Below are 25,432 nucleotides of genomic sequence, written 5' to 3'. Positions count from 1 at the left end.
TTCCAGGTGGCCGAAGGGCGCTTCAGAATCCACTGAGCTGGGCAAAGCGGTCTAGGTGATAGTTATAGTCGCCGAAGGTGTGTTGTGCGACACGCGCACGCTTGATAAAGAAGCCGATGTCGTACTCGTCGGTCATGCCGATACCGCCGTGCATCTGGATACCTTCATTGGTGGCCCGTTGCGCCACCTCGCAGAGTTTGGCCTTCGCCGCGCTCGCCAGCAGCGGCAATTGCGGATCCTCTGCATCAACCGCCTGCAAGGCTTTCAACACGATGGAGCGCGCCAGCTCCAGCTCCGCGAAGAGCTCCGCGGCCCGGTGCTGCAAGCCCTGGAAACTACCGATGACCTTGCCAAACTGCTTGCGCTCCTTGAGGTACTCCACCGTGCGTTCGAACGCTTCCGTGGCCACCCCCAGCAGTTCGGCGGCGAGCCCAATATTGGCAATATCAAGACTGCGGCTGAGTCCGTTCCAGGCGGCGTCGACCTCGCCGAGCACTGCGCTGGCATCAACCTCTACCCCGTCCAGCTGCAAAGCGCCAACGCCGCGCGCATCCACCAGGCTGCGCTGCTCCACCGTCAGGCCCGCCGCATCTGCCGCCACCAGAAACGCCGTCAGGCCCGCACTGTCACCCGGCACGCCAGCAGTTCGTGCAATCACCACGAACTGCTGTGCCGCGAGCGCATCAAGCACCAGACACTTGCCGCCCTGCAGGCGGTATCCTGCACCGGCACTCTCGGCCTTCAGCGCCGTGTCTTCGGGGGCATGCTGCGGCCCTTCCTGCAACGCCAGGCTGACATGCAGCTCGCCCGCCGCCACGGCAGGCAACAGCGACTGCTTCTGCGCTTCGCTGCCGAGCTCGTTGATCAGGGTGGCTCCCAGCAGCACCGTCGACTGCAAGGGCACCGGGCTCAGGTGGCGGCCCACCTGCTCCAGCACCAGCCCGAGCCCGGTGTAACCGTAGCCAAGGCCGCCATAGGCTTCAGGAATGGCAATACCGGGCCAACCCATGGTGGCGATATCCTGCCAGACCTCGGGCGCAAATCCCTGCGTATCCCCCGCATCGCGCAGCGCCCGCAGCTGCGCCAGGCCGGCTTTCTGTGCCAGCAGTCCCGCGGCGGACTCCTTGAGCATCATCTGTTCTTCTGTCAGTACCAGTGCCATGTCAATGTCCTCTCGCGTTCAATCCGGCAAGCCCAGTACGCGCTTGGCAATAATATTCAGTTGCACCTCAGAGGTGCCGCCCTCGATGGAATTGCCCTTGGAGCGCAGCCAATCCCGGCTGGTGGCGCCGCCGTCGTAGACATCGCCAGCCCAGCCCAGCGCCGGCTCGCCGCCGATCGCCAGGTTCAGCTCATTGCGGCGCTTGTTCAGCTCGGTGCCGTAATATTTGAAGATGGATGACGCCGCGCCCAGGCCCTGCCCCGCTTTGGCTTCGTCTCCCACGCGGCTCATGGTCGCGCCGAAAGCCAGTGCATCCAGCTGGTACTGCGCGATCGTGTGGCGCAGGATGCCGTTGCGCAGGCGCCCGCTGGCGTCAGATCCCAGGTTTTCCACGGCCACCGCGCCGAGGGATTTCGACGGCGCCGCGCCGAACGCGGAAATCATTTCCCGCTCATGGGTGAGGAGGTACTTGGCAATTGCCCAGCCTTTACCCTCTTCGCCGACCAGGTTGCGCTTGTCGGCGCGTACATTGTCGAAAAATGTCTCGCAGAAAGGAGAGGAGCCGCTGATCAGCTTGATCGGGCGCGTCGTCACCCCCTCGCTGGCCATGTCGAACAGCACGAAGCTGATGCCTTCATGCTTGCTGCCGCTGTTGTCGGTGCGCACCAGGCAGAAAATCCAGTCCGCCTTGTCGGCATAGGATGTCCAGACCTTCTGGCCGTTGATGATGTAGTGGTCGCCACGGTCTTCCGCCCGGGTTTGCAGGCTGGCCAGGTCGGACCCCGCATTGGGCTCGGAGTAGCCCTGGCACCAGCGAATCTCGCCGCGGCAGATCGGCGGCAGGTGCTCCTGCTTCTGCGCCTCACTGCCGAACTTGAGCAGGGCGGGACCGAGCATCGAGATACCGAAACTCTCCAATGGCCGACGCGCACCCAGTCGCGCCATCTCCTGCTGCAGGATTTTCGCCTCTTCCTTGTTCAGGCCACCGCCACCGTATTCGCGCGGCCACTGCGGCACAGTCCAGCCGCGCTCGGCCATGCGCTCGCACCACAGCTGCTGGTCGGGATGGTCGACTTCGGGGTTGCGTCCCCCCATGTACAGGTCGTCAAAGCCGCGGACGGGTTCACGCATGGCGGCGGGACAGTTTTCCTCCAGCCAGGCGCGGGTATCAGCACGAAAGTGTTCCAGGTCGCTCACAAGGGCACCTCTTCAGGTCGGTACAGCCAATCAAGAAAGCGGGGCAACCAATGCGCCAGCCGCGGGTTTGAACATACAGTATGTTTTGCTAGCGTTCAAGAATGCCCGGTTTTGTCGACGTACATATCCGCGTCGGCAGCACGCATCAGGGCATCGGCGCTCTCTCCCTGGGCCGGCCACAGCGCAACGCCGACCGCCACACGCACAGCCACGGTCTCACCGCACACCTCCAGCGGCCCATCCAGCGCCGCACGCAGGCGCTCCCGCGCGCGCCGGGCGCTTACGCCGTCGCCCACGCCGTGCACAATCACGAAAAATTCATCGCCCCCCAGCCGCCCCGCAAAATCGGCCTCACGCAGGAAGCCGCGCAAACGACGCGCGACTTCCACCAGCAGCTCATCGCCGGCCTGGTGGCCAAAGCGGTCATTGACCTGTTTGAAGTCGTTGAGGTCCACCAGCAGCACGGCAAAGTGTTCGGCATGGCGTTTCGCGCGGCGCAAGGTGCGCCGCAGCGTTTCATCAATATTGCGGCGATTGGGCAGACCCGTGAGGACGTCCTCAATGGCCAGCTGCAGGGTACTGAGGTGGGCGCGAAAGTAGCAGGCGACCGTAATGCCAAAGGTCCACCCCATCAGGCACAGCATAACCACCAGAAAGGCGATGGCCCGCGGTGCGTCAATGCTCAGGCTGGGGTCAAGGGTGACGCGCAGGGCCCACCAGCCGCGGTATAGCAACACCAGCCCCACGAGTGCGGGAAACAGTGCAGCCAGACCGTAGACACGAAACGCAGGCCCGCGGGTGCGCCACACCATCACCAGCGCAACAGCCAGCATCAGCGGGGCCGACAGCACATCATGGGCCAGGTGCCGCGCCACCGGATCCAGGCGAAACACCCAGGCGACAGCTATGAACAGGGGTATCAGTAGCAGGCCAAAACGCCAACGACGGAGAGACAGATGGCCGCGAAACTGCAGCGCACCTTCCAACAGCAACGCGGCACCTATCAGCGCCAGACTGTTGTTGAACACGGTCAGGTACTGCTCAACGCCACCGCGGCCCGCGAGAGGGAACGCGGCAAAAAAGCCCGCTGTATTGGCCAGCGCCGCCAGGAACCACGGAAACACGCCTGCCATATCGCGGTTGATGCGCCACAGCATGAAGGTGATCAGCGTGCACATCGCCGACACCATGCCAATCACCAGAAACAGCGTGGGAATACTGAGCGAGTTCATGCTGCCCTCATCGCCGACCCGGAGCCGCCATGGTGCGCGCACCCGCCTCCCGGGTCAATGCAGCGCCGCGGGCGCCCACGCCAACTGCGATACGCCCTGCGCGAGGCTAGAACTGCGCCCGGGGCATCTCCACCTGGGAATAGGTCAGCCCGCCATTCACGCCGCAGATCTCACCGGTGACATAGGCCGCCGCGGGCGACGCCAGGTACAGCGCGCAAGCGGCAATATCCTCGGCCTCGCCCAGACGTGCCAGCGGCGTGCGCGCGGACATGGTCTGTTCCATTTCAGGTGTCATGAAGTTTTCCAGCGCGGTGGTTACGGTGGCGCCCACGCCGATGCCGTTAACGCGCACCTTGGGCGCGAAGTCCTGCGCCAGCGCCCGCGTCAGCCAGGACAACGCGGCCTTGCCGGTGCCGTAGGCGGCAAAACCCGCCTGGGGCAGGCTGCCCGCAACAGAGGAGATATTGACAATGGCCCCCTTGCCGGCGGTGGCCACCATGTGGGGCACACTGAGCCGCGACAGGGAGAATGCCGAGGTCACATTGAAATGGAAGCAGGCATCAAAGTCTTCGTCAGTCGTCTCCAGCGCTGGCTTGGGGCCCCAACCACCCGCGTTGTTGACTAGGATATCCAGGCGCCCGAATTCCGCCAGAGTGGCCTCCACCAGGGCCGCGCGCTGCTCGGCACTCGTCACATCGCAGGTCACCACAAGCGCGCGACGACCGCGCGCGCGCACCTTTTCCGCAACGCTTTCCAGTTCGCTCAGGGTGCGCGCGGAAATGGCCACATCGGCGCCCGCATCCGCGTAAGCGAGCGCGGTGGCCGCGCCAATACCGCGCCCTGCCCCGGTGATCAGGGCCACCTGACCATCCAGACGAAAACGATCAAGAATACTGCTCATGGGGCACTCCTCACTGGGATTTTCACTGGACCGCTGCGGCGGGAATGGTATTCAGCACCGGGGCGTTGGGCGGGTTATGCACACACCAGGTGCCTGCGGGGTGGTAGATGTAGGCGACGCAGCCATTGCAGTTGTCACAGCCGGATTCGGTCAGCTCGCCACTGCGCAGCTTGTTCACCAGTCCCGGGTCGTGAATCAGCGGCCGCGCCATCACCACGCAGTCGAAGCCTTCCGCCAACGACTGCTCAGCATGGGCCAGCGAGCGGGCGCCACCGAGATACGCCAGCGGCATGTCGACCTCGGCGCGAATCTTGCGCGAATATTCCAGGAAGTACATGGGCTTGAAATCGATCTTGGGCTCGCTGGAAGCCGCCGCTTTCATCATCAGCGACGTGATCCACTCACCCTGCTGCTTGAGTACACGGGCGATGATCTCACGGTTCATGTTGCTGCCGAACATGAACCAGGTGGACTCCACATTGCGACCTCCGGACAGCACCAGCATGTCTGCGCCCGCCGCCTGCAGCGCCTGGGCCGTGACCACACCGTCTTCCGCCGTGGCGCCACGCCGGGTGCCATCGGCCACATTGATCTTGGCCAGTACCGCCATGTCGCTGCCCACGGCGCGTTTCACCGCCGCCAACACGCGCGCGGGGAAGCGCACACGGTTTTCCGCGCTGCCGCCATACTCGTCGGTACGCCGATTGCTAAGGGGGGAAATGAACTGGTTGAGCAGGTAGCCGTGGCCCATGTGCAACTCGACGGCATCAAAGCCGCCTTCTTTCGCCAGCTCCGCCGCGCGGACAAATTCAGCCTCTACGCGCGCCATATCATCCTCATTCATGGCGCGCTGCAGGATATTGCCTTTCATCAGGCCAGCGGGATTGAAGCCGGAGGAGGAGCTGATCGTGCGGCCGGCAACCTTCATGCCGGTCACGAAGGAACCCCCATGCGTGATTTGCGCAGAAATGGCCGCGCCCTCGTCATGCACCGCCTGCGTCAGCACACGCAGATCGGGGATGACCTCCGGGCGCATCCAGATCTGGTTGGGCAAGGTGCGCCCCACCTTGGCCACCGCCATGTAGGCCACCGTGGTCATGCCCACGCCACCCGCCGCCAGGTCGCGGTGATGCTTCACCAGTGCCTTGGTCGGTTTACCGTCCAGGCACATCGCTTCATTCGCACCCGACTTGATGAACCGGTTGCGCAGGGTAAGCGGGCCGATAGTAACCGGATCGAAAGGGGTGGGTACGGTGCTTGATGCCATGCTGGGCTGACCTCTTGATGTGCAATGTGCCTCACATAGTACTCCCGGCAAGCGGCCACCGCGATGTCTCGCTGCGCGCACAGTTTGATCGGTTTAATATGACAGGCACAGCTACCGTACGGAGACGCCACAGCCAATGCAGATTCTGGGCATCGATTTCACCAGCCGCCCGCGCCGGGCCAAGCCCATTACCGCGCTGCAGTGCACACTGCTGGGTGACCATCTCGAAGCAGGCGCGCTACACCGGCTGGAGAGCTTCGAGGCGTTTGAAGCGCTCCTCGAGCGGCCCGGCCCCTGGATTGCGGGGCTGGACTTCCCCTTCGGGCAAGCACGCCGCTTCATCCGCAACATCGGTTGGCCCGAGCAATGGGCAGACTACGTGGGCCTGGCGCAAGGGCTCGGGCGGGCCGGCTTTCGCAGTGCGCTGGATGACTATCGCCGCGGCCGGGCGGCAGGGGACCGCGAGCACCGGCGCCAGAGCGATGCGCTGGCGGGCGCCATCAGTCCGCAAAAACTCTACGGTGTACCGGTGGGCTTGATGTTCTTCGAGGGCGCGCCGCGGCTGCTGGCATCCGGGGTGACAGTGGCGGGTCTGCAGCGCGGCGATCCGGGCCGCATTGCGGTAGAAGCCTACCCCGGCCTGCTGGCAAGGCACTGTATTGGCCGGCGCAGCTATAAGCAGGATACCCGCAGCAAACAGACAGCGGCGCAGACACAGGCCCGCCGTGACCTGCTGCACGCCGTGCGCGGCGCAGCCGTGCAGGACCGCTATGGGCTGCGCGTGAGCGCCCCGGATACACTGGCAGACGACCCCGGCGCCGATACGCTGGATGCCCTGCTGTGCGCCATTCAGGCGGCCTGGGCATGGCGTCAGGGCCCACCACAGTTTGGCCTGCCTGCCAGCACTGACACCCTCGAGGGCTGGATCGCAGACCCTGGCCTGGCACAGCCCGGACAGGGTTGATTCTTTGCCAATGCCGCGCTGCTGCTCTATCCTGCTGCCCGACCACCCCCGCAGCGGACACCCACACTCATGAACGCCCCGACATCACCCGAACAGGCCGCGCGTCTGATGAAGATGGCGACGTATGCCTCGGTTACCGTCGCCACGGTGCTGATACTGGCCAAGAGCGTCGCCTACTGGCAGACCTCTTCGGTGAGCATACTGGCGTCGCTGGTGGACTCACTGATGGATTCCGGGGCTTCTCTGCTCAACCTGTTCGCCGTGCGCTATGCCCTGGAGCCCGCCGATCGTCAGCACCGCTTCGGGCACGGCAAGGCCGAGTCGATTGCGGCGCTGGCACAGAGCGCATTCATTATCGTTTCCGGCCTGCTGCTGCTGGTGGAGGCCTGCAGGCGGCTGCTGCAGCCTGAACCCATCGGCGCATTTGGCGTGGGCCTCGCCGTGATGCTGATCACCATCGCAGCCACCGCCGTGCTGCTCGTTTTCCAGGGCTACGTGATACGCCGCACAAACTCGGCGGCCATCCGCGCGGATGCCTTGCACTACCGCACAGACCTGCTGACCAACTCCGGCGTGGTGGTGGCCCTGTTGCTCGCACAGTTTGGCTGGCCCGGCACCGACCCGCTGTTCGCCATTGCCGCTGCACTTTACATCCTCTGGTCGGCGCGCAGCATCATGCGCTCCGCCTTCAACGAACTGGTCGACAGGGAGCTACCCGACAGCCACCGTGCGCAGATCATTGCCATTGCTGAGGGCCATCCCGAAGTCCGTGGGGTGCACGACTTGCGCACCCGGAGCGCCGGGCGCATCGACTTCGTGGAGATGCACCTGGAACTGGACGGCAGCATGCCCCTGGTCAAGGCGCACCGGATCTCCGACGAAGTGGAAGCCGCGGTCATCGCGGCCATGCCGGGTGCCGATGTGGTGATCCACCAGGACCCCGCAGGCATTGTGGAAGTGCAACAGGACGAGCAATTACAGTAGCGTGCGGCTTTGACGCCACTCCCGCTTCAGGCTACCATCACGTCGCCCAAGCGGGTGTAGTTCAATGGCAGAACTTCAGCTTCCCAAGCTGATAGCGTGGGTTCGATTCCCATCACCCGCTCCAACTTTCCGCACTGCTGAAGAACCAGCAACGCGTGACTTCAATCCACCCGGGTTCGCCCACGCAATAAACGCTGCTGCTCAATCGCCACCCGCAGCGCCCCGCGCAACACCGACAGCTCCGGCTCCACCGCACCACGTTTGCCCAATGCGTCCAGTTGCGCATAGAACCAATACTGTGCCGCAAAGGTATCCAGCGTCTTTATGGTTTTGACGCGTTTCAAGGCATGCATCCAACCCGGTAGCAGCCCCAGGCCCTCTTCATAGCGAGGAACCGCAGCGGCGCCCGCCAGCAAGCGCGCGGGCGCATCCGGCTGCAGGCACATCGGCCGACCCAGGCCGATCACGTCGACGCCGCCAGATGCCAGCGCCGCCTGCATCGCAGCGCGTGTGCGAAAGCCGCCTGTCACCATCAGTGGCACATTCACCTCACGCCGCATGGCCAGCGCAAAGTCAACAAAATAGGCCTCTCGCTCCAGGGTGGAGGCCGCCACTCCCTGCGGATCGGGCGCCTCCAGACCCTCCACCCCAAGCAGGCGGGGCTGTTCATAGGTGCCACCGGAAATCTCGATCAGGTCGACACCCGCCGCCTCCAGCCACCCCGCGACCCGCAAGCTGTCGTCGAAATTAAAACCACCGCGCTGGAAATCCGCACTGTTCAGCTTGACGGCTACGGCGGCGCGGGGGCCAACCGCCTCGCGCACAGCGGCCACCACCTGCAGCAGGAGGCGGGCGCGATTCTCCAGGCTACCGCCATACGCGTCGCGGCGTTGGTTGCTGCGGGGACTGAGAAACTGCGAGAGCAAATAGCCGTGCGCTGCATGCACCTGAACGCCGCTGAAACCCGCCTCACAGACAGCGCGCGCGGCGATGGCAAACCGCTGCACCAGACCGGCCATCTCTTCGGTGGCAAGTGCCACTGGTGTGCCAAACTGGCCACCGGGCAATCCCAGCTGGACCGCGGATGGCGCTTGCGGGTGTTTATTGACCGACTTCATGGTCTGTCGACCCGCGTGGCTCAGCTGCACCCAGGCGAGATTGCCGCCCGCTGTGCTCGCCTGCGCCCAGCCAGCCAGCGCCTCACGCATGACAGCATCGGGCTCGCCATCAACTACCACGTTGCCGGGTCGCTCCAGGTGGTTGCGATCGACAATCACATTGCCGGTCAGCAGCAAGCCGGCACCACCGGCGGCCCAGTGCTGATAGAGCTGGCTCAATGCCGGTGTCGGCACCCCATCTGGGGTTGCCAGGCCCTCCGTCATGGCGGCCTTGGCGATACGGTTCGGCAGCTGCAGGCCGCAGGGCAGGTCAAGAGAGGTGGCAAGCAAGTCGGTCATGGTGGCGAGTTTCCGGTGCGGGTCATGTGTTTGTCATGGTATCGAGCGTCATTTTTCGCTATGTTGCAAGACTCAAGTTGCATGACCCGCGGCAATGCCCAGAAGAACAGTAACAGCAACCGCTGCCAGGACGAGCCCCTGATGACCACACTACCCACTCCCCCTTCACAAACCCCTGTGGTCGACCTTGTTATTCGACTGGGGCTGGCGGCGCTGCTGGCCTGGCTTGCCATGCGCGTGTTCGCTCCCTTCGCCGCGCTGATGATCTGGGCCGTGGTACTTGCGATTGCGCTTTACCCCATTACCCGCTGGATCGCCACCAGGCTGGGCATCAGCGGCGGCTGGTCTGCAACGCTACTGGTGCTGGCCATTCTCGCCTTGCTGGGCACGCCCACGGTCATGCTCGGCATGTCGTTTATCGACGACATGCTGCGTGCCTACGGCGCAGTGATGAACGGGACATTTCACCTGCCACCACCCGGCGACCACGTTGCCGAATGGCCTCTGGTAGGCGCACAAATCCACGCCACCTGGCAATCCGCGTCAGCGAACCTTGCCGAGTTTATCGGTGAACACCAGCAGCAGCTGCGTGATACCACACGTCGCGCCGCCTCAGCCTTGCTGGGGGGGGTAGGTACCTTATTGTCCCTGTTGGCCTCTTTTATCATTGCGGGTGTGATGATGGCCTATGCCCAGCCGGGCGCATCCACTACCCAGCGTATCTTTCGCCGAATCTGCGGTGAACAGGTTGGGGATGATTTGCATACGCTGTCTGTGGCCACCGTGCGTTCAGTCGCCATGGGCGTTGTTGGCGTATCTTTCATCCAGGCCTTATTACTGGGTGTAGGCTTTCTGCTGGCGGGCATCCCGATACCCGGTATTCTCGCGGTCGCCGCGCTGCTTCTCGGCATTGTGCAGGTGCCAGCCGCCTTGTTCACGATACCGGCCATCACTTGGGTTTGGGCCGCCGGTGATGGCTCAACAATGGTGAACACCCTCCTCACAATCTACCTTGTGATCGCCGGGCTGGCTGATAACGTGTTGAAGCCCATGTTCCTTGCCCGCGGCGTTGCCGTGCCCATGCCCATCGTGTTGCTGGGTGCACTGGGCGGCATGCTGAGCAGTGGCCTCATCGGCCTCTTCGCCGGTGCCGTTATTCTCGCCATGGCCTACCAGGTATTTATGGCCTGGGTAAATGAAACGCGTCCCGCCGACCCGCCCGCCGAACCAAACGGGTAAGGTCCATCGGTGTTGAATTCGTTGCGCCATGTGACCGCCGTGCTCGGGCTGCTCAGCATTGCCGCCTGCGCCCCATTGGGGCCGGATTTTCAGGAACCCGAACAGGACTGGCTGCAGGACTGGCAACCACAGTTATATGGTGAATCGCCCGCCAGCACCGCCACCGGGCCGGTCACACTGGATGCCTGGTGGGCACAGTTCAGCGACCCCACACTCAGTGAGCTCATGCGTGTCGCCCGCACGGAGAACCCCTCACTGCGCATCGCTGGCCTGCGCATTCTGGAGAGCCGCGCGCTCGCGGGTATCGCGACCGGCTTGAGCTACCCGCAAGTGCAAACGCTCAGTGGCAATGCGGCGTGGGTCAACCAGCATCGGGCGGGCGGGGACACACGGGACCTGAGCAGCGGCGAACTCGCCTTCAATCTGGGCTGGGAGCTGGATTTCTGGGGGCGCTTCCGGCGTGGCATTGAGTCGGCAGACGCCGCCTACTTCGCCTCGCTCGCCGCGCAACGTGATGCGCAGGTACTGCTCACTGCGCAGCTCGCCACACTGTACTTCAACTACAAGACAACCTTGCAGCGCATCGAAATCGCCGAACGTAACGTGGCCCTGCAGGAACGCAGCTACCAAATTACCGAGCGGCGATTTCAACGGGGGCAGGACTCCGAACTCGACCTGCAACAGGCAAAGTCGCAGTATCTTGCCACCCTGGCAACCATTCCCGGCCTGCAGCTCGACCTCACCCAGACCCGCAACGCACTGGGCGCGCTGCTGGGTCGCGCGCCCGGTAATGTGCCTGAGCTCTCTGCGGTGAACAGCCAATTGCCCGTGCTGGAGCCAGGCGCCCTGACCGCCATCCCAGCGCAACTTCTGCTGCGCCGGCCGGATGTTCGCGCCGCCGCATGGCAAGCCGCGGCCCAATCCGCTCAAGTGGGCATTGCGCAGGCTGATCTGTACCCCGCCATATCGCTGTTCGGCGTGCTCAGCTGGAGCGACAACAGCCTCAAGATCCTGGGCGAAACAACTCAGCTGGCAATGGGGCCAAGTGTGAGCTGGAACCTGTTCAACTACGGACGCATCGAGAACAGCGTGCGCGCACAGGATGCGCGCCTGCAACAGGCGCTGGAGCGTTTCCGAGGCACAGCACTCAATGCCGCTCGCGAAATGGACGATGCCGCCAGCCGCATTGCCCGCACCCGCGATACACAGGATATTCTCGACCAGTCGCTGGTCGCAGCCGAACGCTCCCTGACCATTGCAACCCGCCGTTATCAGGAAGGATACTCCAGCTTCCAGCGCGTACTGGATGCGCAGGCGGTGACCTTCGCTCAGTCGGACCGTGCAGTCATCAACCGCGGGCAGCATGTGGCGGCGGTTATCGATCTCTATCGCGCGCTGGGCGGTGGTTGGACCGCGGCCGACAACGCGACCCTTTTGCCCGCCGCGCTACGCGAGACGATGCGCGAGCGCACCGACTGGGGCGAATTGCTTGACGCCCCGCTGCCCCAGGACCCGGATAACACGCCATGAACGAAACACAGCACAGCGATGAGGCACGTGACGAAGCCCCCGACACCGCAGTGGCCGAGCAACCCGGGCGCAGCGTTGCCCGCGGTGGCATTGGGGTGCTTGTCCTGCTGCTCGCGAGTCTGGGCTGGTACTTGCTTGCCGACCGCTTCACCCCGTATACCTCACAGGCTCGCGTTGAGGGGTATGTGGTTGGCGTAGCGCCCAAGGTCGCCGGCATCATCACCGAGGTTGCCGTGGAGAACAACGCGCGCGTGAGTGCCGGGCAAGTGCTGTTCAGCATCGATCAGGACCAGTACGGCCTGGCCCTGCAACGCGCGCAATCCGAGCTCGCAAACGCGGTAAAACAGGTGGAAGCCGGCAACGCCTCGGTGGAGGCCGCGCGCGCCAAATTGCGCGCCGCGCTGGCCGGTGAGCTGCAGGCAAGTCAGGACTACACGCGGCTCAAGCGCCTGCGCGAGGAAGACCCGGGCACCATCTCCGAGCGCCGTCTGGAGGTATCGGCCGCAGGTCTGGAGCAGGCCAGCGCCCAAGTCGCCGCAGCGGCCGCGGACATTCAACGCGCCATAGAACAGAAAGGGGGTGACTCGGAAGCGGACAACGCGCTCCTGCAGTCAGCCAGAACCGGCGTCGCACGGGCACAGCTGGATGTCGACAACACCACGGTGGTTGCCGAGTCGGCGGGGGTGATCACCGACCTGCGCGCTGAAGTCGGCCAGTTCGCCGGCACCGGCACTCCGGTCATGACCCTGATCGCCGTCGACGATGTGTGGATCAACGCGGCCTTTACCGAAAACAACCTCGGCAACCTGCGCCCGGGGACGCGTGTTGAGATCCTCCTCGACGCCCTGCCAGGGCGCATTCTGCGCGGCTCCATTCGCAACATTGGCGTCGGAGTGAGCGCCGGCGGCAGCACACCCCCGGGCGCCTTGCCCAGTGTGCAGAACAGCCGCGACTGGCTGCGCCAGGCACAGCGCTTCCCGGTGCAGGTCGCTTTTGACACGCCGTTGGAGCCGAGTGTGATGCGTCAGCTGCGCATTGGTGGCCAGGCCTCGGTCATCGCCTATACCGAGGGCCATGGCGTTCTCGGCGCACTGGGCAAGCTGTACATCCGCCTGCTCAGCCTGCTGTCCTACGCCTACTGATGCCAACGAACCGGTTGCTGCCTATCGCCGCACGTCGCAGCTTCCGCCTTGCCGCCGGCGTGGGCATTGCGCTCGCGCTCGGCTACGGTTTAGGTGTGCCGCTGCCCTACATTGCCCCTTTGTTCGCAGTGCTGCTGGGCGCCAAACCAGCACCACCACCCGGTCCGCGGCAACTGCTGATGCTGATCGCCCTGGTGGTCGTCACACTTGGCCTGGGCGTGCTACTCGGCCCACTACTGCAATACGCGCCCATCTCTGCGCTGCTGCTGATCACAGCGGGGCTGTTCGCCAGCAGCCAGATGGCACTGGAGCGCGGGCAGGAAACGCCCGCCACATTGCTGGCACTCGGGTTGACTGTAATACCGGCGACCAGCGCGGTCAGCCAGGCATTGGCCAGTGCGGTCATTACGGCACTGGCCGCCGGCATTGCCATCGCCGTAGTGGCGCACTGGATTGCCTATCCGCTGTTTCCAGAGGACCACACAAGCCCCGCGACAGCCGCGAAACCCAGCTCTGCGCCACAAGCCCGATGGCTCTCACTGCGCGCCACGCTTATTGTAATGCCGGCATTTCTGCTCACACTGACCAACCCGGCACTGTACCTGCCCGTGACCGTGAAGAGCATCCTGCTGGGCCGCGAGGCGACCAACACGGCCCTGCGCACAGCCGGGCGCGAGTTGATCGGTTCCACGGCTCTGGGAGGCATCTGCGCGGTGCTGGTCTGGTGCTGTCTGCAGCTGGCGCCAAACCTCTGGTTCTTTACCGGTTGGATAGTGCTTGTGAGCCTCGCGCTGGCTGCCGGGACCTACGGCGCACTGCCTTCACGCCTGCCACCGACATTCTGGATCAATACGCTGACCACGCTGATCATTCTGCTGGGGGCCGCAGTTCAGGACAGCGCACAGGGCAACGACGTATTCCGGGCGTTTGCCGTGCGCATGGCACTGTTTCTCGCCGTTACCGCCTATGCCGTACTGGCCATGTCGTCTCTGGAAAGGGTGCGCCGCGCAATCGCTCAGCGCCGGCCACATTCACCGCTACGCAAGGGAGTGAGCTAATGCTGCAAAACCTGTTGCTCGGCCTCACCATGATGAGCCTCTGCCTGTTACTGCAGGGTTTGCTCGTGGTTGCCGCTTTGCGCTACTACATTCACCAGCGCCGCCACCGTGCGCAATCTGCTTTTCTGTCGGCCATGCGCGTCACCAGCGGGCTGATGCTGATCCTTATCGCCGGCAATACACTGCAGTTCACCGCCTGGGCACTGCTGTTCTACGCACTGGGAGAATTTGCCACGCTGGGCGACGCGGTCTATCACTCCGCGGTCAACTTCGCGACGTTGGGTTACGGCGATATCGTCATGTCACCCGAGCGGCGCTTGCTTGGGCCGCTGGAGGCGATCAACGGCGCCCTGATGATTGGCGTCTCCACCGCCGCCCTGTCGCGCGCTTTCAACGAAGCGCTGCACCAGTGGCTGGCGGTGCCCGAGTAGCTGGCGCGTGGCATTCGTTGACAGCTCTACAGCGAGCCCATACCCTTCAACCAGCCTTGCGAGGCGCTGCCATCGCACGGCCGCCATAGCATTCACACACTGGAGAATAATAATGCGCCCACGACTCACGCGCCCCGCCGGGCTACTACCGGCTCTCTGCGCCACCCTGCTGATGGGCCTGGCTGCCAGCGCATCCGCCGCCGAACGGCCCAATATTCTGGTCATCATGGGCGACGACATCGGTATCACCAACATCAGCAAATACAGCCTTGGCATGATGGGTTACCAGACGCCCAACATTGACCGCATCGCCAACGAAGGCATGATCTTCACGGACTACTACGGTGAACAGAGCTGTACGGCGGGACGCTCTGCCTTCATCACCGGGCAGCATCCATTGCGCACGGGGCTCACCAAAGTGGGTGTACCCGGAGCCGATGTCGGTATTCAGCCGGAGGACCCAACGCTTGCCGAACTGCTCAAACCACTGGGTTATACCTCCGGTCAGTTCGGCAAGAACCACCTCGGTGACCGGGATGAATTCCTGCCCACCAACCACGGATTCGATGAATTCTTCGGCAACCTCTACCACCTGAACGCCGAGGAGGCCCCGGAAGACCCAGCCTGGCCGACCGATCCACAAATCACGCGGCTGATCACCCCGCGCGGTGTTATTCGCTCGAATGCCGATGGCAAGATAGAAGACCTCGGGCCGCTGAACCGCAAGCGCATGGAAACGGTGGATGAAGAGTTCCTCGCCGCCTCACTGAACTTCATGGATCGCGCACACGCCAGTGACAAGCCCTTCTTTGTCTGGTTCAACTCCACACGCATGCATTACTACACGCACCTGAAGAGTGAAAGCAGTGGCCTTTCCGGCCAGGGCTTTTACAACGACGGCATGGTCGAGCACGACAACCACGTGGGAACCCTGCTCGCCAAGCTCGATGAGCTCGGCGTTGCCGACAATACCATCGTGATTTACACCACAGACAACGGTGTGCACTACAACCAGTGGCCGGATGCCGGTATCACGCCCTTCCGCGGCGAAAAGAACACCAACTGGGAAGGCGGCTTCCGCGTCCCCGCCATTGTGCGCTGGCCTGGCGAAGTGGCCGCCAACAGCATCTCCAACGAGATCATGTCGCATCTCGACTGGGTGCCCACCCTCATGGCGGCGGCGGGAGATCCCGATATCAAAGCCGACTTGCTGGATGGTCACAGGGCGGGCGGCAAAACCTACAAAGTGCACCTCGATGGCTACAATTTCCTGCCCTACCTAACGGGTGAAGTGCAAGAGGGCCCACGCAAGCTGTTCTTCTATGCGAGCGACGATGGCGACCTGCTGGCGGTACGGGATGGCGACTGGAAACTGGTCTTTGCCGAGCAGCGTGCGAACCGCTTCGATGTGTGGCGCGACCCGTTCGTGCAGTTGCGCATACCGAAGGTATTCAACCTTCGCCAGGACCCCTTTGAGCGGGCGGATACCGACTCCAACATGTACAACCGCTGGTGGGACAAGAAAATTGCTGCGCGCGGACTTCCCGGTGCGATTCTCGTGCGCCAGTTCCTGGCCACATTCCAGGAGTTCCCACCGCGCCAGCGCCCGGCTTCCTTTACCATTGACCAGGAAATGGAGCGATTCAGGGAGGGGGCGCGCTAACGCGCGCCTGGAGCTTACGCATGAAATCCATTTGCCTGCTCAGTCGCCTTTCGGGCACCAGCCCGGAGGCCTTTCGCGACTATTACGAGAACAACCACTCACGGTTGGGTAGTCGCTATTTCCCCTTCGCCAAGTACGTCCGCAACCATGTGCTCTCTGCCTCGCCTGCGGTCGACTTTGACGTTATCACCGAGTTCTTCTTCGCCCCGGACCTGGATGTAGCCGGGGTGCACAGTGGCCGCGTGAGAGAAATACTCGACGCTGACGAGCGCCGCTTCATGGAGCAGCGTTTGATACGCCCGGCCGGCGCGGAAGAAGTGTTGCTTGCGGGGCCTCCACGCGATGTTGAAGCGCCCGGGCGCTTGCGGCAGATGCTGCTGTTGAAGCCGATTACCGGGGCCGGAGGAACCTTTGCCGACAGCGTTGCCGCCTGGGGTCGACAACTGGCCGATCATGAACAGGTACTGCGCGTCACCATGGACAGCGCATCTGCTCAGGCCCCGGGGGGGGGCAATGCCTTCCCCTACGAGGCGCTGCTCAGCGTGTGGTTGAAAGACGACAACACTGTGCAACCCGGCGAGCCGCCCGCCGGCATCGAGTTGAGCGGAATCCTGTTGACCGAGGTGTGTGAAAGCCCGCCGGACTTACTGCGTGAGCTCTACCAGCCGGAAACCGGGTAAGCACGCTGAAGCGGTCAGTGCGGCAGGTGTGTATCATCCCAGTTGGCCTTTATTTCGCAAATCTGCGGCAGGATGTGCTCAAACGCATCCAGCAGCCGTGGCTCGAAGTGCTTGCCACGCTCGGCCAACATGGCTTCGACCGCACGCTCGATCGGCCAGGCAGTCTTGTAGGGCCGGTCCATGGTGAGCGCGTCAAACACATCCGCCAACGCAACGATCCGCGCGCTTTCGGGTATCGCGCTACCCTGTAACTTGCGAGGATAGCCTGTGCCGTCCCACCGTTCGTGATGACACAGAGCAATTTCGGCCGCCATGGCCATCACCGGTGAACAACCTTTGCACAGGATCTCATGGCCGATCTCGCAGTGACGCTGCATCACGCCCCATTCATCCGCGTCCAGCTTGCCCGGCTTGCGCAGAATTGCGTCGGGAATACCGATCTTGCCCATATCATGCATTGGCGCAGCCAAACGTAAACGCTTGCTCAGCTCTTCCGACCAGCCGATGGTATCGGCCAGCGCCTTGGCATACGCGGCCATTCGCCAGATATGTACACCCGTCTCCGTATCCTTGAACTCGCCGGCAGCGGCCAGCATGAAAATGGACTCGTTATAGCTCTCCTCCAGCTTGGCCGCAGTCACCAGAGACAGGTGAGTACGAACCCGAGCGCGTACGATTGCCGGTGAAATGGGCTTGGTCAGGTAGTCCACGGCACCTGCCGCAAAGCCTGCGGCCTCATCGAAGTCGGCGGAAAGTGCAGTGACGAAAATGATCGGGATGGATGCCGAAACAGGTGATTCCTTGAGACGACGGCAAACAGTGATGCCATCCATATCAGGCATCTGGATGTCCAACAGTATCATTGAGGGGGCATGCTTCGCCACGGCCTCCAGAGCGCCGGCGCCGTTGCGTGCATACACTAGCGGATACTCTCCCTCCAACACCTGTCGCATGGCCGCCAAATTCTGCGGTTCGTCATCCACAATCAGCAAAGGTCCATTATTCACGTGCATTAGCGAGTCTCCTCGGAATACGTTTCCACGATCATTAGCACTGCCTGCTCCGCTTGCCGGAAATCGAAGTTCTCCACGGCGGTCTTTACCGGGGCCAACGTCTGCTCGGGTAGGCGACTTGCCAGTCGGTCGAGCAGTGGCTCGACAGTACTCGGATCATCCAGTGCCAGAGCTTCAAGTACCTCGTCGAGCAGTGCTCGTGTAGCCGCCGATAGTACCTTAGCAGCCTGTTGCGGGGTTGGGGCGGTCTCGGGAACGCTGCTTGCGTAAGCTGAAATCAAGACTATCGCTTCAGACAAGGCCGCCTGCAGGGCCGCGATTCGTGGCCCACAATCTTCGCCAGCCATCATGCATTCTTCAAGTTCACCGGCACAACAGGCAACGTGGGTCAGGCCCAGATTAGCAGCGGCTCCCCGCAAGCGGTGAATCAGTGACTTTGCAGCCGCAGCATCCAGGGCGACCAAAGTGGCGGCCACGTGGGCAAAATCACGCGCAAATTTGCGCAGGTATTGTTGATAGACCACCGGCTCGCGCCAGATCTTCAAACCGGCCTGCAAGTTCAGAGCAGCCCTGTGGTCGCTACTTACCGCGTTAGTTGCGGTCGAATGCGGTGGCGCAGGTGGCTGTTCACCGGGAGACAGATAGTGTGCGAGTTTCGCCAGCGCCGCATCGACATCCAGTGGTTTGGCAATGTAGTCTGTCATACCACAGGCCTTGGCTTCGTCCTGCTGGGACTGGAAAGCACCAGCGGTGAGTGCGATCACCGGCAAGGCAGCGAGGTGTGGGTCTGCATGGGCGCGAATGGCGCGCGTTGCCTCATAACCGTCCATCACCGGCATTTGCACGTCCATCAGCACAACATCCACCTCGGCATGGTTGACCTGTAGCCAGTCCAGCGCCTGTTGACCGTTGTGGGCCAAGTGTACGGTGGCGCCCTCGCCCGCAAAAATGCGCCGCGCCACTTCGCGATTGATGTCACTGTCATCAACAACCAGCACGCGCAGACCGGCCAGACGGGTCAGCGAAGGGCGTTCATAGAGCGATGGCAAAACACTACGGGGAAACGTCGCCGACATCACAGCCTCATGAAGTGCGGAAGGTGAAACCGGCTTGCGCAACACCCCGCTGAGCACTGGACTGCTTGAGGTATCCTCCATATGCTCCAAGGCATAGGACGTTGCCATTAGAATAATCGTGTTGGCGTCTTCACGGACACGCGCCTTGATCGCCTCCGCAGTTGCCAGGCCATCCATACCGGGCATGCTCGAGTCCACAATGACCACTCCGAAGTGGCCGCCTTGTGCAGAGCGTTGCTCCAATGCCAATAGCGCATGTTCGCCTGATGTTGCTGGAACCGGACGCCAGCCAAGGTTGCGGGCGGTTGCACACAGTGCCTCGAGGGATACCGTGTTGTCGTCTACGATCAGTATGTCCAGTACCCGCAGGTTGCTGAAAAAGGCGGCTATATCGTCCTTGCGCTCGAAATCAACGGCAAAAGAGGCAACGGTGCCCTCACCCCCCCCGCTTTGCAGTCGAATCTCACCCCCCATGAGGTTTACCAAGTGCTGGCTGATGGTCAGCCCCAAGCCCGTCCCGCCAAAGCGCCGTGAAGCTGAGGTGTCGAGCTGCGTGAAAGGCTGAAACAACCGTTCGCGCTGCGCGGCGGATATGCCGATACCCGTATCACGTACCACGAACTCCAGCCGTGTATTCTTGCCCCGGGTTGAAAGCACCCGCACCGACAGACCCACATACCCTGAGTCGGTAAATTTAATGGCATTGCTCACCAGGTTCATAAGGACCTGCTCAAGACGCAGGCCATCCCCCAACAACCAATCGATATTCTCCGCAGGCGCCGCAATGGCCAGATCAATGTCCTTGTCCAGCGCGAGACTGGCCATAGCGCTGGACAGGCTCTCCAGCACCTTACTCAACTGGAAGGGCTCTCGCTCCAGCTCGAACGTGCCATACTCGATTTTTGAGAAGTCGAGTATGTCATTGATGATGCCAAGCAGTAATTTGCCAGAAAGTGATAGTTTATTGACCAGGCTGCGGGCATCGGCTGGCAGCATCTGCTTTTCCAGTAAATAGGCGATGCCCAATACCGCGTTCATTGGAGTACGAATCTCATGGCTCATGTTCGCCAGGAAGCGCCCTTTCACTTCCGCGGCCTCCTCCGCTATTTGCACCTGATCCACCAGCTGCGAATTCAGACGCGCCTCGTTGCGCTGCGTTCGCGCCAGCCGGTAGCTCTGCGCAACGCTGAAAGTAAGCAGTATCAGATAAAGCCAAACGATATAGCGGTGGTCCCGCCATAGCGCCACCATAACGCCCGGCTGGGGCCGCGTGATCAATAGATACCAGCGTATCGCGGTGCTGGGGACCTCCGCACGAAATCCCGCCGCCCGCTCCGGCCGGCCCATGGGGAAACTGGCAAAAGGCACTACTTGCAACCAACTCCATGACTGACCCTCCCGCTGCAAACCGCCTTGAGGCGCTTGCATCAACTGGTTCCAGATCGCGGGCGCGCGGGCCGCCAGGCTAATTTCACGACCAAACATGAAGCCCCATTCCTGCTCAGCGTCTGCCGCCTTGAGCCAATAGCCTTCGCTGTTCAATAGCTGCACGTCGCCGATGGCGTCATCCACATTCTCAATGCCGCGCAAGAGGCTGGCCGCATCGAAATTAATCACCAGAACAGCGCGCAGATCCCCGCCTGCGTGGAACAGTGGCGCCGCAACACGAATAACTGGCTTCAGAGGATAATCGATAACGCCACGCTCCATATTGAGCTCAATCGGGGACACCAGCCACTCACCATCACCCAGCCGGGCCGCCTGCCGGAAATATGGGCGCCCCGACTTGTCCTGCAAATCTGCCTGCGCAACACGCATCAGTCCGGAGGCATCGCGATCGAAGCGAAGGATTTCAAGGCCCGAAGGGGCCATGAGGCGTAACTGCAAGATCCGCTCGCTAACACCGCCCAAGGTGTAAAATCGCTCAGCGACCCGTTCCAGCTGTGTCGGCTGAGGATTGCTAACGTAGTCGTCCAAAGCCGGTATCTGTGTGAAAAACTGGCCCAGGCTAGCGTAGTTGATGAGCTGGTTCTGCAGCGCAAGGTTCAGGGTTTGCAGGGCAGCCTGGTCCCTGGCAGCCAGCAGCTGACTGGTGCGTTCACGCTCCGATAGAATCCAGCCAAAGCACAGCAGGCTAATGACTGCCGCGGCAGGGATAAAACTGCCCAGAAATAGTCGCCAGAGTCCTGAGGCCTCTCGCCCCGAGGAGCTCACGCCCTGCTTCTGTTTACCGAGCCCCATATTGCCACCTATCAGAACGGCGAGGATCTTGATTGTTTCACCAAAAATACGCGGAAATCAATGGTAGCTAATAAAGGCAAACCGACGTGCTTGGAGCGAGCGCGCAACGCGCCGGGATTTGGCACGATACCGGCAGTTGCAAAAGTGGTGGTAGCCTGCGCACTCTAATAACATGCCGACTCGAGAGGATTTGACCCCATGTGGATTTCATCACGCCTGACAGGCAACCCAGTCACTCAACAGGCCTGCCAGTGGGCCTCCTGGGTACTGGCAACGGCACTGTTCGCCAGCGGCACTGCTGCGGCCGTCACACTGCCGACCCCTCCGCCCAATGCACCCAATATTGTCATCGTACTGCTGGACGACGTGGGGTTTGGCGCCACCAGCACCTTCGGTGGCCCGGTGGAAACACCCACACTGGATGCCCTGGCCCAAAGCGGGTTACGCTTCAACCGCTTCCATACCACCGCCATCTGCTCACCCACACGCGCTGCACTGCTTACCGGACGCGATGCCCACGCCGCCAACGTGGGTGCGGTGCTGAACTCCGCCAGCACGCTGCCCGGCTATCAGGGTGTGCTGCGCCCCGAAACGGCCACCATTGCGGAAATCCTCCGCGAGCAGGGCTACAGCACCGGCGCGTTCGGCAAATGGCACCTGACCCCGGCCTGGGAATCGTCTCCGATTGGCCCCTTTGACCGCTGGCCCACCAGCGTCGGTTTTGACACGTTCTATGGCTTCTTGGGCGGAGAGACAGACCAGTACGAACCCACGCTCTACCGCGGCACGACGGCAGTGAGACGCCCGGCGGGGGACAGCTACCACGTGACCGAAGACATTGTGGACCAGGCCATCGGCTGGGTCGACCTGGTACAGTCTTTGTCTCCCGGCAAGCCCTTCTTCGTGTACCTGGCACCCGGTGCAACACATGCGCCGCTGCAGGTGCCGGCGCCCTGGATCCGCCGCTACGAGGGCCACTTCTCCGCGGGCTGGAACCAGATGCGCGAGGCTATCCTGGAACGGCAAAAAGCGCTGGGCGTGGTGCCCGCTGATACCGCACTGACTCCCGCACCTGAGGCCCTGCCTGCCTGGGACAGCCTGACCCCTGAGCAAAAGCAGGTTGCCGAGCGGCTGATGGAAACCTACGCGGGTTTTCTCGAACATACGGATGCCCAGGTGGGCCGCCTGACCAGCGCCTTGCGCCAGCGCGGGCAGCTCGACAACACTCTGTTCATCTACATTGCCGGTGACAACGGCAGCAGCGCCGAGGGCGGCATTGATGGCAGCATCAATTACATGGGCGCGCTGCAGGGCATGCCCGAGACCCTCGAACAACAACTCGCAGCGCTGGACCGCATCGGCGACGAAACTACCTACCCGCAATATCCTGCGGGCTGGGGCTGGGCACTGACATCACCGTTCCAGTGGGTTAAACAGGTGGCCTCGCACCTGGGCGGCACCCGTGTGGGCGCGGTGGTCAGCTGGCCCCGGATCATGGGCGAGCGGGCCGGTGGCCTGCGCTCGCAGTTCACCCACGTCAATGACGTGGTACCAACCATTCTGGATGCGCTGGCAATTGGCGCCCCGGAGACCGTGAGAGGCGTAGCCCAGCGCCCGATGGACGGCAGCAGTTTTCTTGCCAGCCTGTCACAGGACAAGGCGCCAGAGCACCATCCCACCCAGCTGTTTGAAGTCAACGGCAACCGGGCCATCTATCACGAGGGCTGGATGGCCTCCGCTTTTCACCAGCGCCTGCCCTGGAGTGTAGGCGTACCGCGGGCACCAAGCCCCATGGAGGACGATCCCTGGGAGCTCTACAACCTCGAAGAAGACTTCAGTCAGGCCCACAACCTCGCCGACAGCAGGCCAGAGAAGCTGACCGAGTTGCAGGCCCTGTTCCAGAAAGAAGCCGGACGACTCGGCATTCTGCCCTTGCGCAGCGCCATGGATACGATGAACAGCCACCCGCTTCCCAGCCTGCGGGGACAACGCAGCGAATTCAGCTACGGGCCCGAGGCGGTGGGTATTCCCGAAACGCAAGGGCCGCCACTTTTCAACCGCTCCTGGTCACTCGAAGCGACCCTGACCGGGCCAGAGCCGCGCGGCGTCATTGCCACCATGGGCGGCACCGTGGCCGGCTGGAGCCTGTACCTCGACAACCAATCGCGACCTGTTTTCCGCTATCGCAGCTTTGAGCAAGGCGAGATTACGCTGCAGGGCGATGACGCCGTGAGTGGTGACGTGCAGCTTGCGCTGAACTTTGCCTACGACGGTGGCGGTTATGCAAAAGGGGGCAAGTTCACCTTGCTGGTCGATGGCAAGGCCGTGGATGAGGCGGGTATTGCAGCCACGCCACCGAGCTTTTTTTCCATTGATGAAACCTTTGATGTTGGCGTGGATACCGGCTCTCCTGCAGGCACCTATCCCGCCGACAGTCCCATCGGCTATCCACTTGCTGGCGCCAGCCTGCGCCGTGTCAACATCCTCACCGCGCCTCCGCGCTGAGTCGTGACCACGCGGCGCGATCAACTCTCTTGAGCTATACTCACGCCGCACATACATCAACAGAAACACAGGGAGGGGTTTCTTGAAGAATCATTTCTTCCTCGCGCGGCAACCGATTCTGGATCGAGACCTCAAGCTCTATGCCTACGAGCTGCTATTCCGCTCGTCTAATGAGAACAGTGCTCCCACAGACATGGACAACGATGCAGCCACCGCGCAGGTACTGACCAACGCAATGGAGATCGGCATCGATCGCCTGTCGCGCGGTCACATCACATTCATCAATCTACCGCGGCAATTCCTGCTGGATCCCGACCTCCTGCCCATCGACCCCGTGCGTGTGATGCTGGAAATCCTCGAGGACGTGGTGCCCGATGACGACGTGCTCGCCGGGGTGGCGTCGCTGCGCGAGACCGGCTTTAAGATCGCGCTGGATGACGTTGTCGAATCCGCAAGCTACGACCGCCTCATGCCACTGGTGGACACTGTAAAGATCGACATACGCGCCATGCCGGAAGAAACCTGGGCAGCGCAAATCGGGCGCATCAAGACCCACGACTGCAAAGTGCTGGCAGAGAAGGTGGAGACCGAGGAAGAATTCCAGACCCTGAAAGCATTGGGCGTTGACTACTTCCAGGGATATTTTTTCGCCCGTCCGCGCATTGTTAGCGGCAAACGCCTGCCCACGAACAAGATTGCGCTGTTACGACTGCTCGCTCGAATCAGCGACCCAGACACCGACCTCGAAGAGCTGCAATCACTGATCAGCCAGGATGTGGGCCTCAGCGTCCGCGCATTGGCCTATGTGAATTCCGCCGCCAACGCGTTGAACCGAAAGATCGACTCCATCAAGGAGGCCATTGTCTATCTCGGGCGCGGCGTGATCCGCAACTGGGTTGTGCTCTACATCATGAGTGGCGTAGACGGCAAGGCCGATGAGATTGTTACCATGGGCCTGGTACGCGGCAGGCTCTGTGAACTGCTGGCACAGCACTGTGGGCTCGCCAACGCGGACAGCTACTTCACCGTGGGGCTCTTCTCAGTGCTCGATGCCCTGCTTGATGTGCCTCTGGAGGAGGCGCTCAAATACCTGCCACTGCCGGAAGACATGCAGGACGCTCTCATCAACCGTGAGGGTGACCGCGGCGGGGCGCTGAGCTGCGCACTAAGCCTTGAAGCCGGTGACGCGGGCTCAGTCGACTTCCGCAACCTCGACGCCATGGCGCTCGCTGACATTTACATGTCAGCTGTACAGTGGGCCGATGTTGCCGCCCGGCAGGCCGGGCTGGAATAAGGTCAGACGGTGTTGTCAGCAAGCCCGGCGTCGGCACCGTTTTTCTTCACCGAGGCGATGCCATTCTCCAGCGCCGCCTTGCTCTTGTACATCTGGCTCTTGCCAATCACCTGGCTGTTGCCGGACTTGAGTACAAAGTAGCTCTCGCCATTGGTCGCCACCTTGCGTTCAAAGCGGCCCTCCTCCGGTGAGTTCTTGCGCACCGATGCGATGCCTTTTTCTGCGGCCGCCTTGCTGTCATACAACTGGCTGGTCAACACAATCTGCCCGTTGCCGGACTTCAGGTTGAACATGAATTTTCCGCTGGGGCTCTTCTTCAGGTCGAATTTACCGGCCATGGGATGCTCATCTCCTGTGAGTGGAACGCTTTCAGCTTAATACAGCTTTGCGTTAGCG

The 25,432-nt window shown here is 62.3% G+C and carries 20 protein-coding genes and 1 tRNA gene; 12 read left to right on the top strand and 9 right to left on the bottom strand.

What is annotated here, in order from left to right; genetic code table 11:
- Positions 1-22 precede the first annotated feature (22 nt).
- The 5 genes from EGJ68_RS04410 to EGJ68_RS04390 all read right to left on the bottom strand — a co-directional run bounded on the left by EGJ68_RS04410 (position 23) and on the right by EGJ68_RS04390 (position 5,759).
- Positions 23-1,162, bottom strand: a complete 1,140-nt coding sequence (locus tag EGJ68_RS04410) for an acyl-CoA dehydrogenase family protein (RefSeq protein WP_123033298.1) — start codon at positions 1,160-1,162, stop codon at positions 23-25.
- Positions 1,163-1,180: 18 nt separating this feature from the next.
- Positions 1,181-2,359, bottom strand: coding sequence for an acyl-CoA dehydrogenase family protein (locus EGJ68_RS04405; RefSeq protein ID WP_123033297.1), 1,179 nt, complete (start codon positions 2,357-2,359; stop codon positions 1,181-1,183).
- Between the two features lie 95 nt (positions 2,360-2,454).
- Positions 2,455-3,591: a GGDEF domain-containing protein gene (locus tag EGJ68_RS04400; RefSeq protein ID WP_158283491.1), complete on the bottom strand. Its 1,137-nt coding sequence runs from the start codon at positions 3,589-3,591 to the stop codon at positions 2,455-2,457.
- Between the two features lie 106 nt (positions 3,592-3,697).
- On the bottom strand, positions 3,698-4,492 hold the full coding sequence (locus tag EGJ68_RS04395) for an SDR family oxidoreductase (RefSeq protein WP_123033295.1): 795 nt from the start codon (positions 4,490-4,492) through the stop codon (positions 3,698-3,700).
- A gap of 22 nt (positions 4,493-4,514) precedes the next feature.
- Positions 4,515-5,759 (bottom strand): NADH:flavin oxidoreductase, encoded by a 1,245-nt coding sequence (locus EGJ68_RS04390; protein ID WP_123033294.1) that lies wholly within the window; start codon positions 5,757-5,759, stop codon positions 4,515-4,517.
- A gap of 136 nt (positions 5,760-5,895) precedes the next feature.
- Between EGJ68_RS04390 and EGJ68_RS04385 the strand changes: the two genes are divergently transcribed.
- The 3 genes from EGJ68_RS04385 (at position 5,896) to EGJ68_RS04375 (ending at position 7,831) form a co-directional block, all read left to right on the top strand.
- A complete protein-coding gene (locus EGJ68_RS04385; protein WP_123033293.1) occupies positions 5,896-6,723 on the top strand; it encodes a DUF429 domain-containing protein in 828 nt (275 codons plus the stop codon).
- Between the two features lie 69 nt (positions 6,724-6,792).
- A complete protein-coding gene (locus EGJ68_RS04380) occupies positions 6,793-7,707 on the top strand; it encodes a cation diffusion facilitator family transporter (RefSeq protein ID WP_158283490.1) in 915 nt (304 codons plus the stop codon).
- A 50-nt stretch (positions 7,708-7,757) separates the two neighbouring features.
- Positions 7,758-7,831: transfer RNA gene (locus tag EGJ68_RS04375), tRNA-Gly, on the top strand.
- 37 nt (positions 7,832-7,868) lie between these two features.
- Here the strand turns inward: EGJ68_RS04375 and EGJ68_RS04370 are convergent.
- Positions 7,869-9,164: an NADH:flavin oxidoreductase/NADH oxidase family protein gene (locus tag EGJ68_RS04370; protein WP_123033292.1), complete on the bottom strand. Its 1,296-nt coding sequence runs from the start codon at positions 9,162-9,164 to the stop codon at positions 7,869-7,871.
- Between the two features lie 81 nt (positions 9,165-9,245).
- Between EGJ68_RS04370 and EGJ68_RS04365 the strand changes: the two genes are divergently transcribed.
- The 7 genes from EGJ68_RS04365 (at position 9,246) to EGJ68_RS04335 (ending at position 16,907) form a co-directional block, all read left to right on the top strand.
- Entirely contained in the window at positions 9,246-10,403 is a 1,158-nt protein-coding gene (locus EGJ68_RS04365) for an AI-2E family transporter (protein ID WP_233248666.1), read from the top strand.
- 9 nt (positions 10,404-10,412) lie between these two features.
- The gene (locus EGJ68_RS04360) at positions 10,413-11,933 is read left to right on the top strand and encodes an efflux transporter outer membrane subunit (protein WP_233248665.1); all 1,521 of its coding nucleotides are present in this window, start codon (positions 10,413-10,415) and stop codon (positions 11,931-11,933) included.
- Entirely contained in the window at positions 11,930-13,075 is a 1,146-nt protein-coding gene (locus EGJ68_RS04355) for an HlyD family secretion protein (RefSeq protein WP_123033291.1), read from the top strand. Before EGJ68_RS04360 ends, EGJ68_RS04355 begins: the two co-directional genes overlap by 4 nt.
- Positions 13,075-14,133 carry a DUF2955 domain-containing protein gene (locus EGJ68_RS04350; protein ID WP_123033290.1) on the top strand — a complete coding sequence of 353 codons (1,059 nt, stop codon included), beginning with the start codon at positions 13,075-13,077 and terminating at the stop codon, positions 14,131-14,133. The genes EGJ68_RS04355 and EGJ68_RS04350 overlap by 1 nt, the downstream gene beginning before the upstream one ends.
- Positions 14,133-14,564 carry a potassium channel family protein gene (locus tag EGJ68_RS04345; RefSeq protein WP_123033289.1) on the top strand — a complete coding sequence of 144 codons (432 nt, stop codon included), beginning with the start codon at positions 14,133-14,135 and terminating at the stop codon, positions 14,562-14,564. Before EGJ68_RS04350 ends, EGJ68_RS04345 begins: the two co-directional genes overlap by 1 nt.
- 112 nt (positions 14,565-14,676) lie before the next feature.
- Entirely contained in the window at positions 14,677-16,227 is a 1,551-nt protein-coding gene (locus EGJ68_RS04340; protein WP_123033288.1) for an arylsulfatase, read from the top strand.
- A gap of 20 nt (positions 16,228-16,247) precedes the next feature.
- Entirely contained in the window at positions 16,248-16,907 is a 660-nt protein-coding gene (locus EGJ68_RS04335) for an EthD domain-containing protein (protein WP_123033287.1), read from the top strand.
- 14 nt (positions 16,908-16,921) lie between these two features.
- On the opposite strand, the gene EGJ68_RS04330 is transcribed toward EGJ68_RS04335, so the two are convergent.
- Together EGJ68_RS04330 and EGJ68_RS04325 are read right to left on the bottom strand one after the other, a co-directional pair.
- Complete coding sequence (locus EGJ68_RS04330) at positions 16,922-17,920, bottom strand: response regulator (protein ID WP_123033286.1); 999 nt, start codon at positions 17,918-17,920, stop codon at positions 16,922-16,924.
- A complete protein-coding gene (locus tag EGJ68_RS04325; RefSeq protein ID WP_123033285.1) occupies positions 17,920-21,237 on the bottom strand; it encodes a hybrid sensor histidine kinase/response regulator in 3,318 nt (1,105 codons plus the stop codon). Before EGJ68_RS04325 ends, EGJ68_RS04330 begins: the two co-directional genes overlap by 1 nt.
- Positions 21,238-21,435: 198 nt before the next feature.
- On the opposite strand from EGJ68_RS04325, the gene EGJ68_RS04320 reads away from it, so the two are divergent.
- Positions 21,436-23,742 carry an arylsulfatase gene (locus EGJ68_RS04320; RefSeq protein WP_123033284.1) on the top strand — a complete coding sequence of 769 codons (2,307 nt, stop codon included), beginning with the start codon at positions 21,436-21,438 and terminating at the stop codon, positions 23,740-23,742.
- A gap of 82 nt (positions 23,743-23,824) precedes the next feature.
- A complete protein-coding gene (locus tag EGJ68_RS04315; RefSeq protein WP_123033283.1) occupies positions 23,825-25,036 on the top strand; it encodes an EAL and HDOD domain-containing protein in 1,212 nt (403 codons plus the stop codon).
- Between the two features lie 2 nt (positions 25,037-25,038).
- Here EGJ68_RS04315 and EGJ68_RS04310 read toward each other — a convergent pair whose 3' ends face one another.
- Positions 25,039-25,374 carry a YegP family protein gene (locus tag EGJ68_RS04310; RefSeq protein ID WP_123033282.1) on the bottom strand — a complete coding sequence of 112 codons (336 nt, stop codon included), beginning with the start codon at positions 25,372-25,374 and terminating at the stop codon, positions 25,039-25,041.
- Positions 25,375-25,432: the final 58 nt, after the last annotated feature.

The organism is Haliea alexandrii, from assembly GCF_003719295.1.
Taxonomy (GTDB): domain Bacteria; phylum Pseudomonadota; class Gammaproteobacteria; order Pseudomonadales; family Halieaceae; genus Haliea; species Haliea alexandrii.
This window is presented reverse-complemented; position numbering and strand designations above follow the sequence as displayed.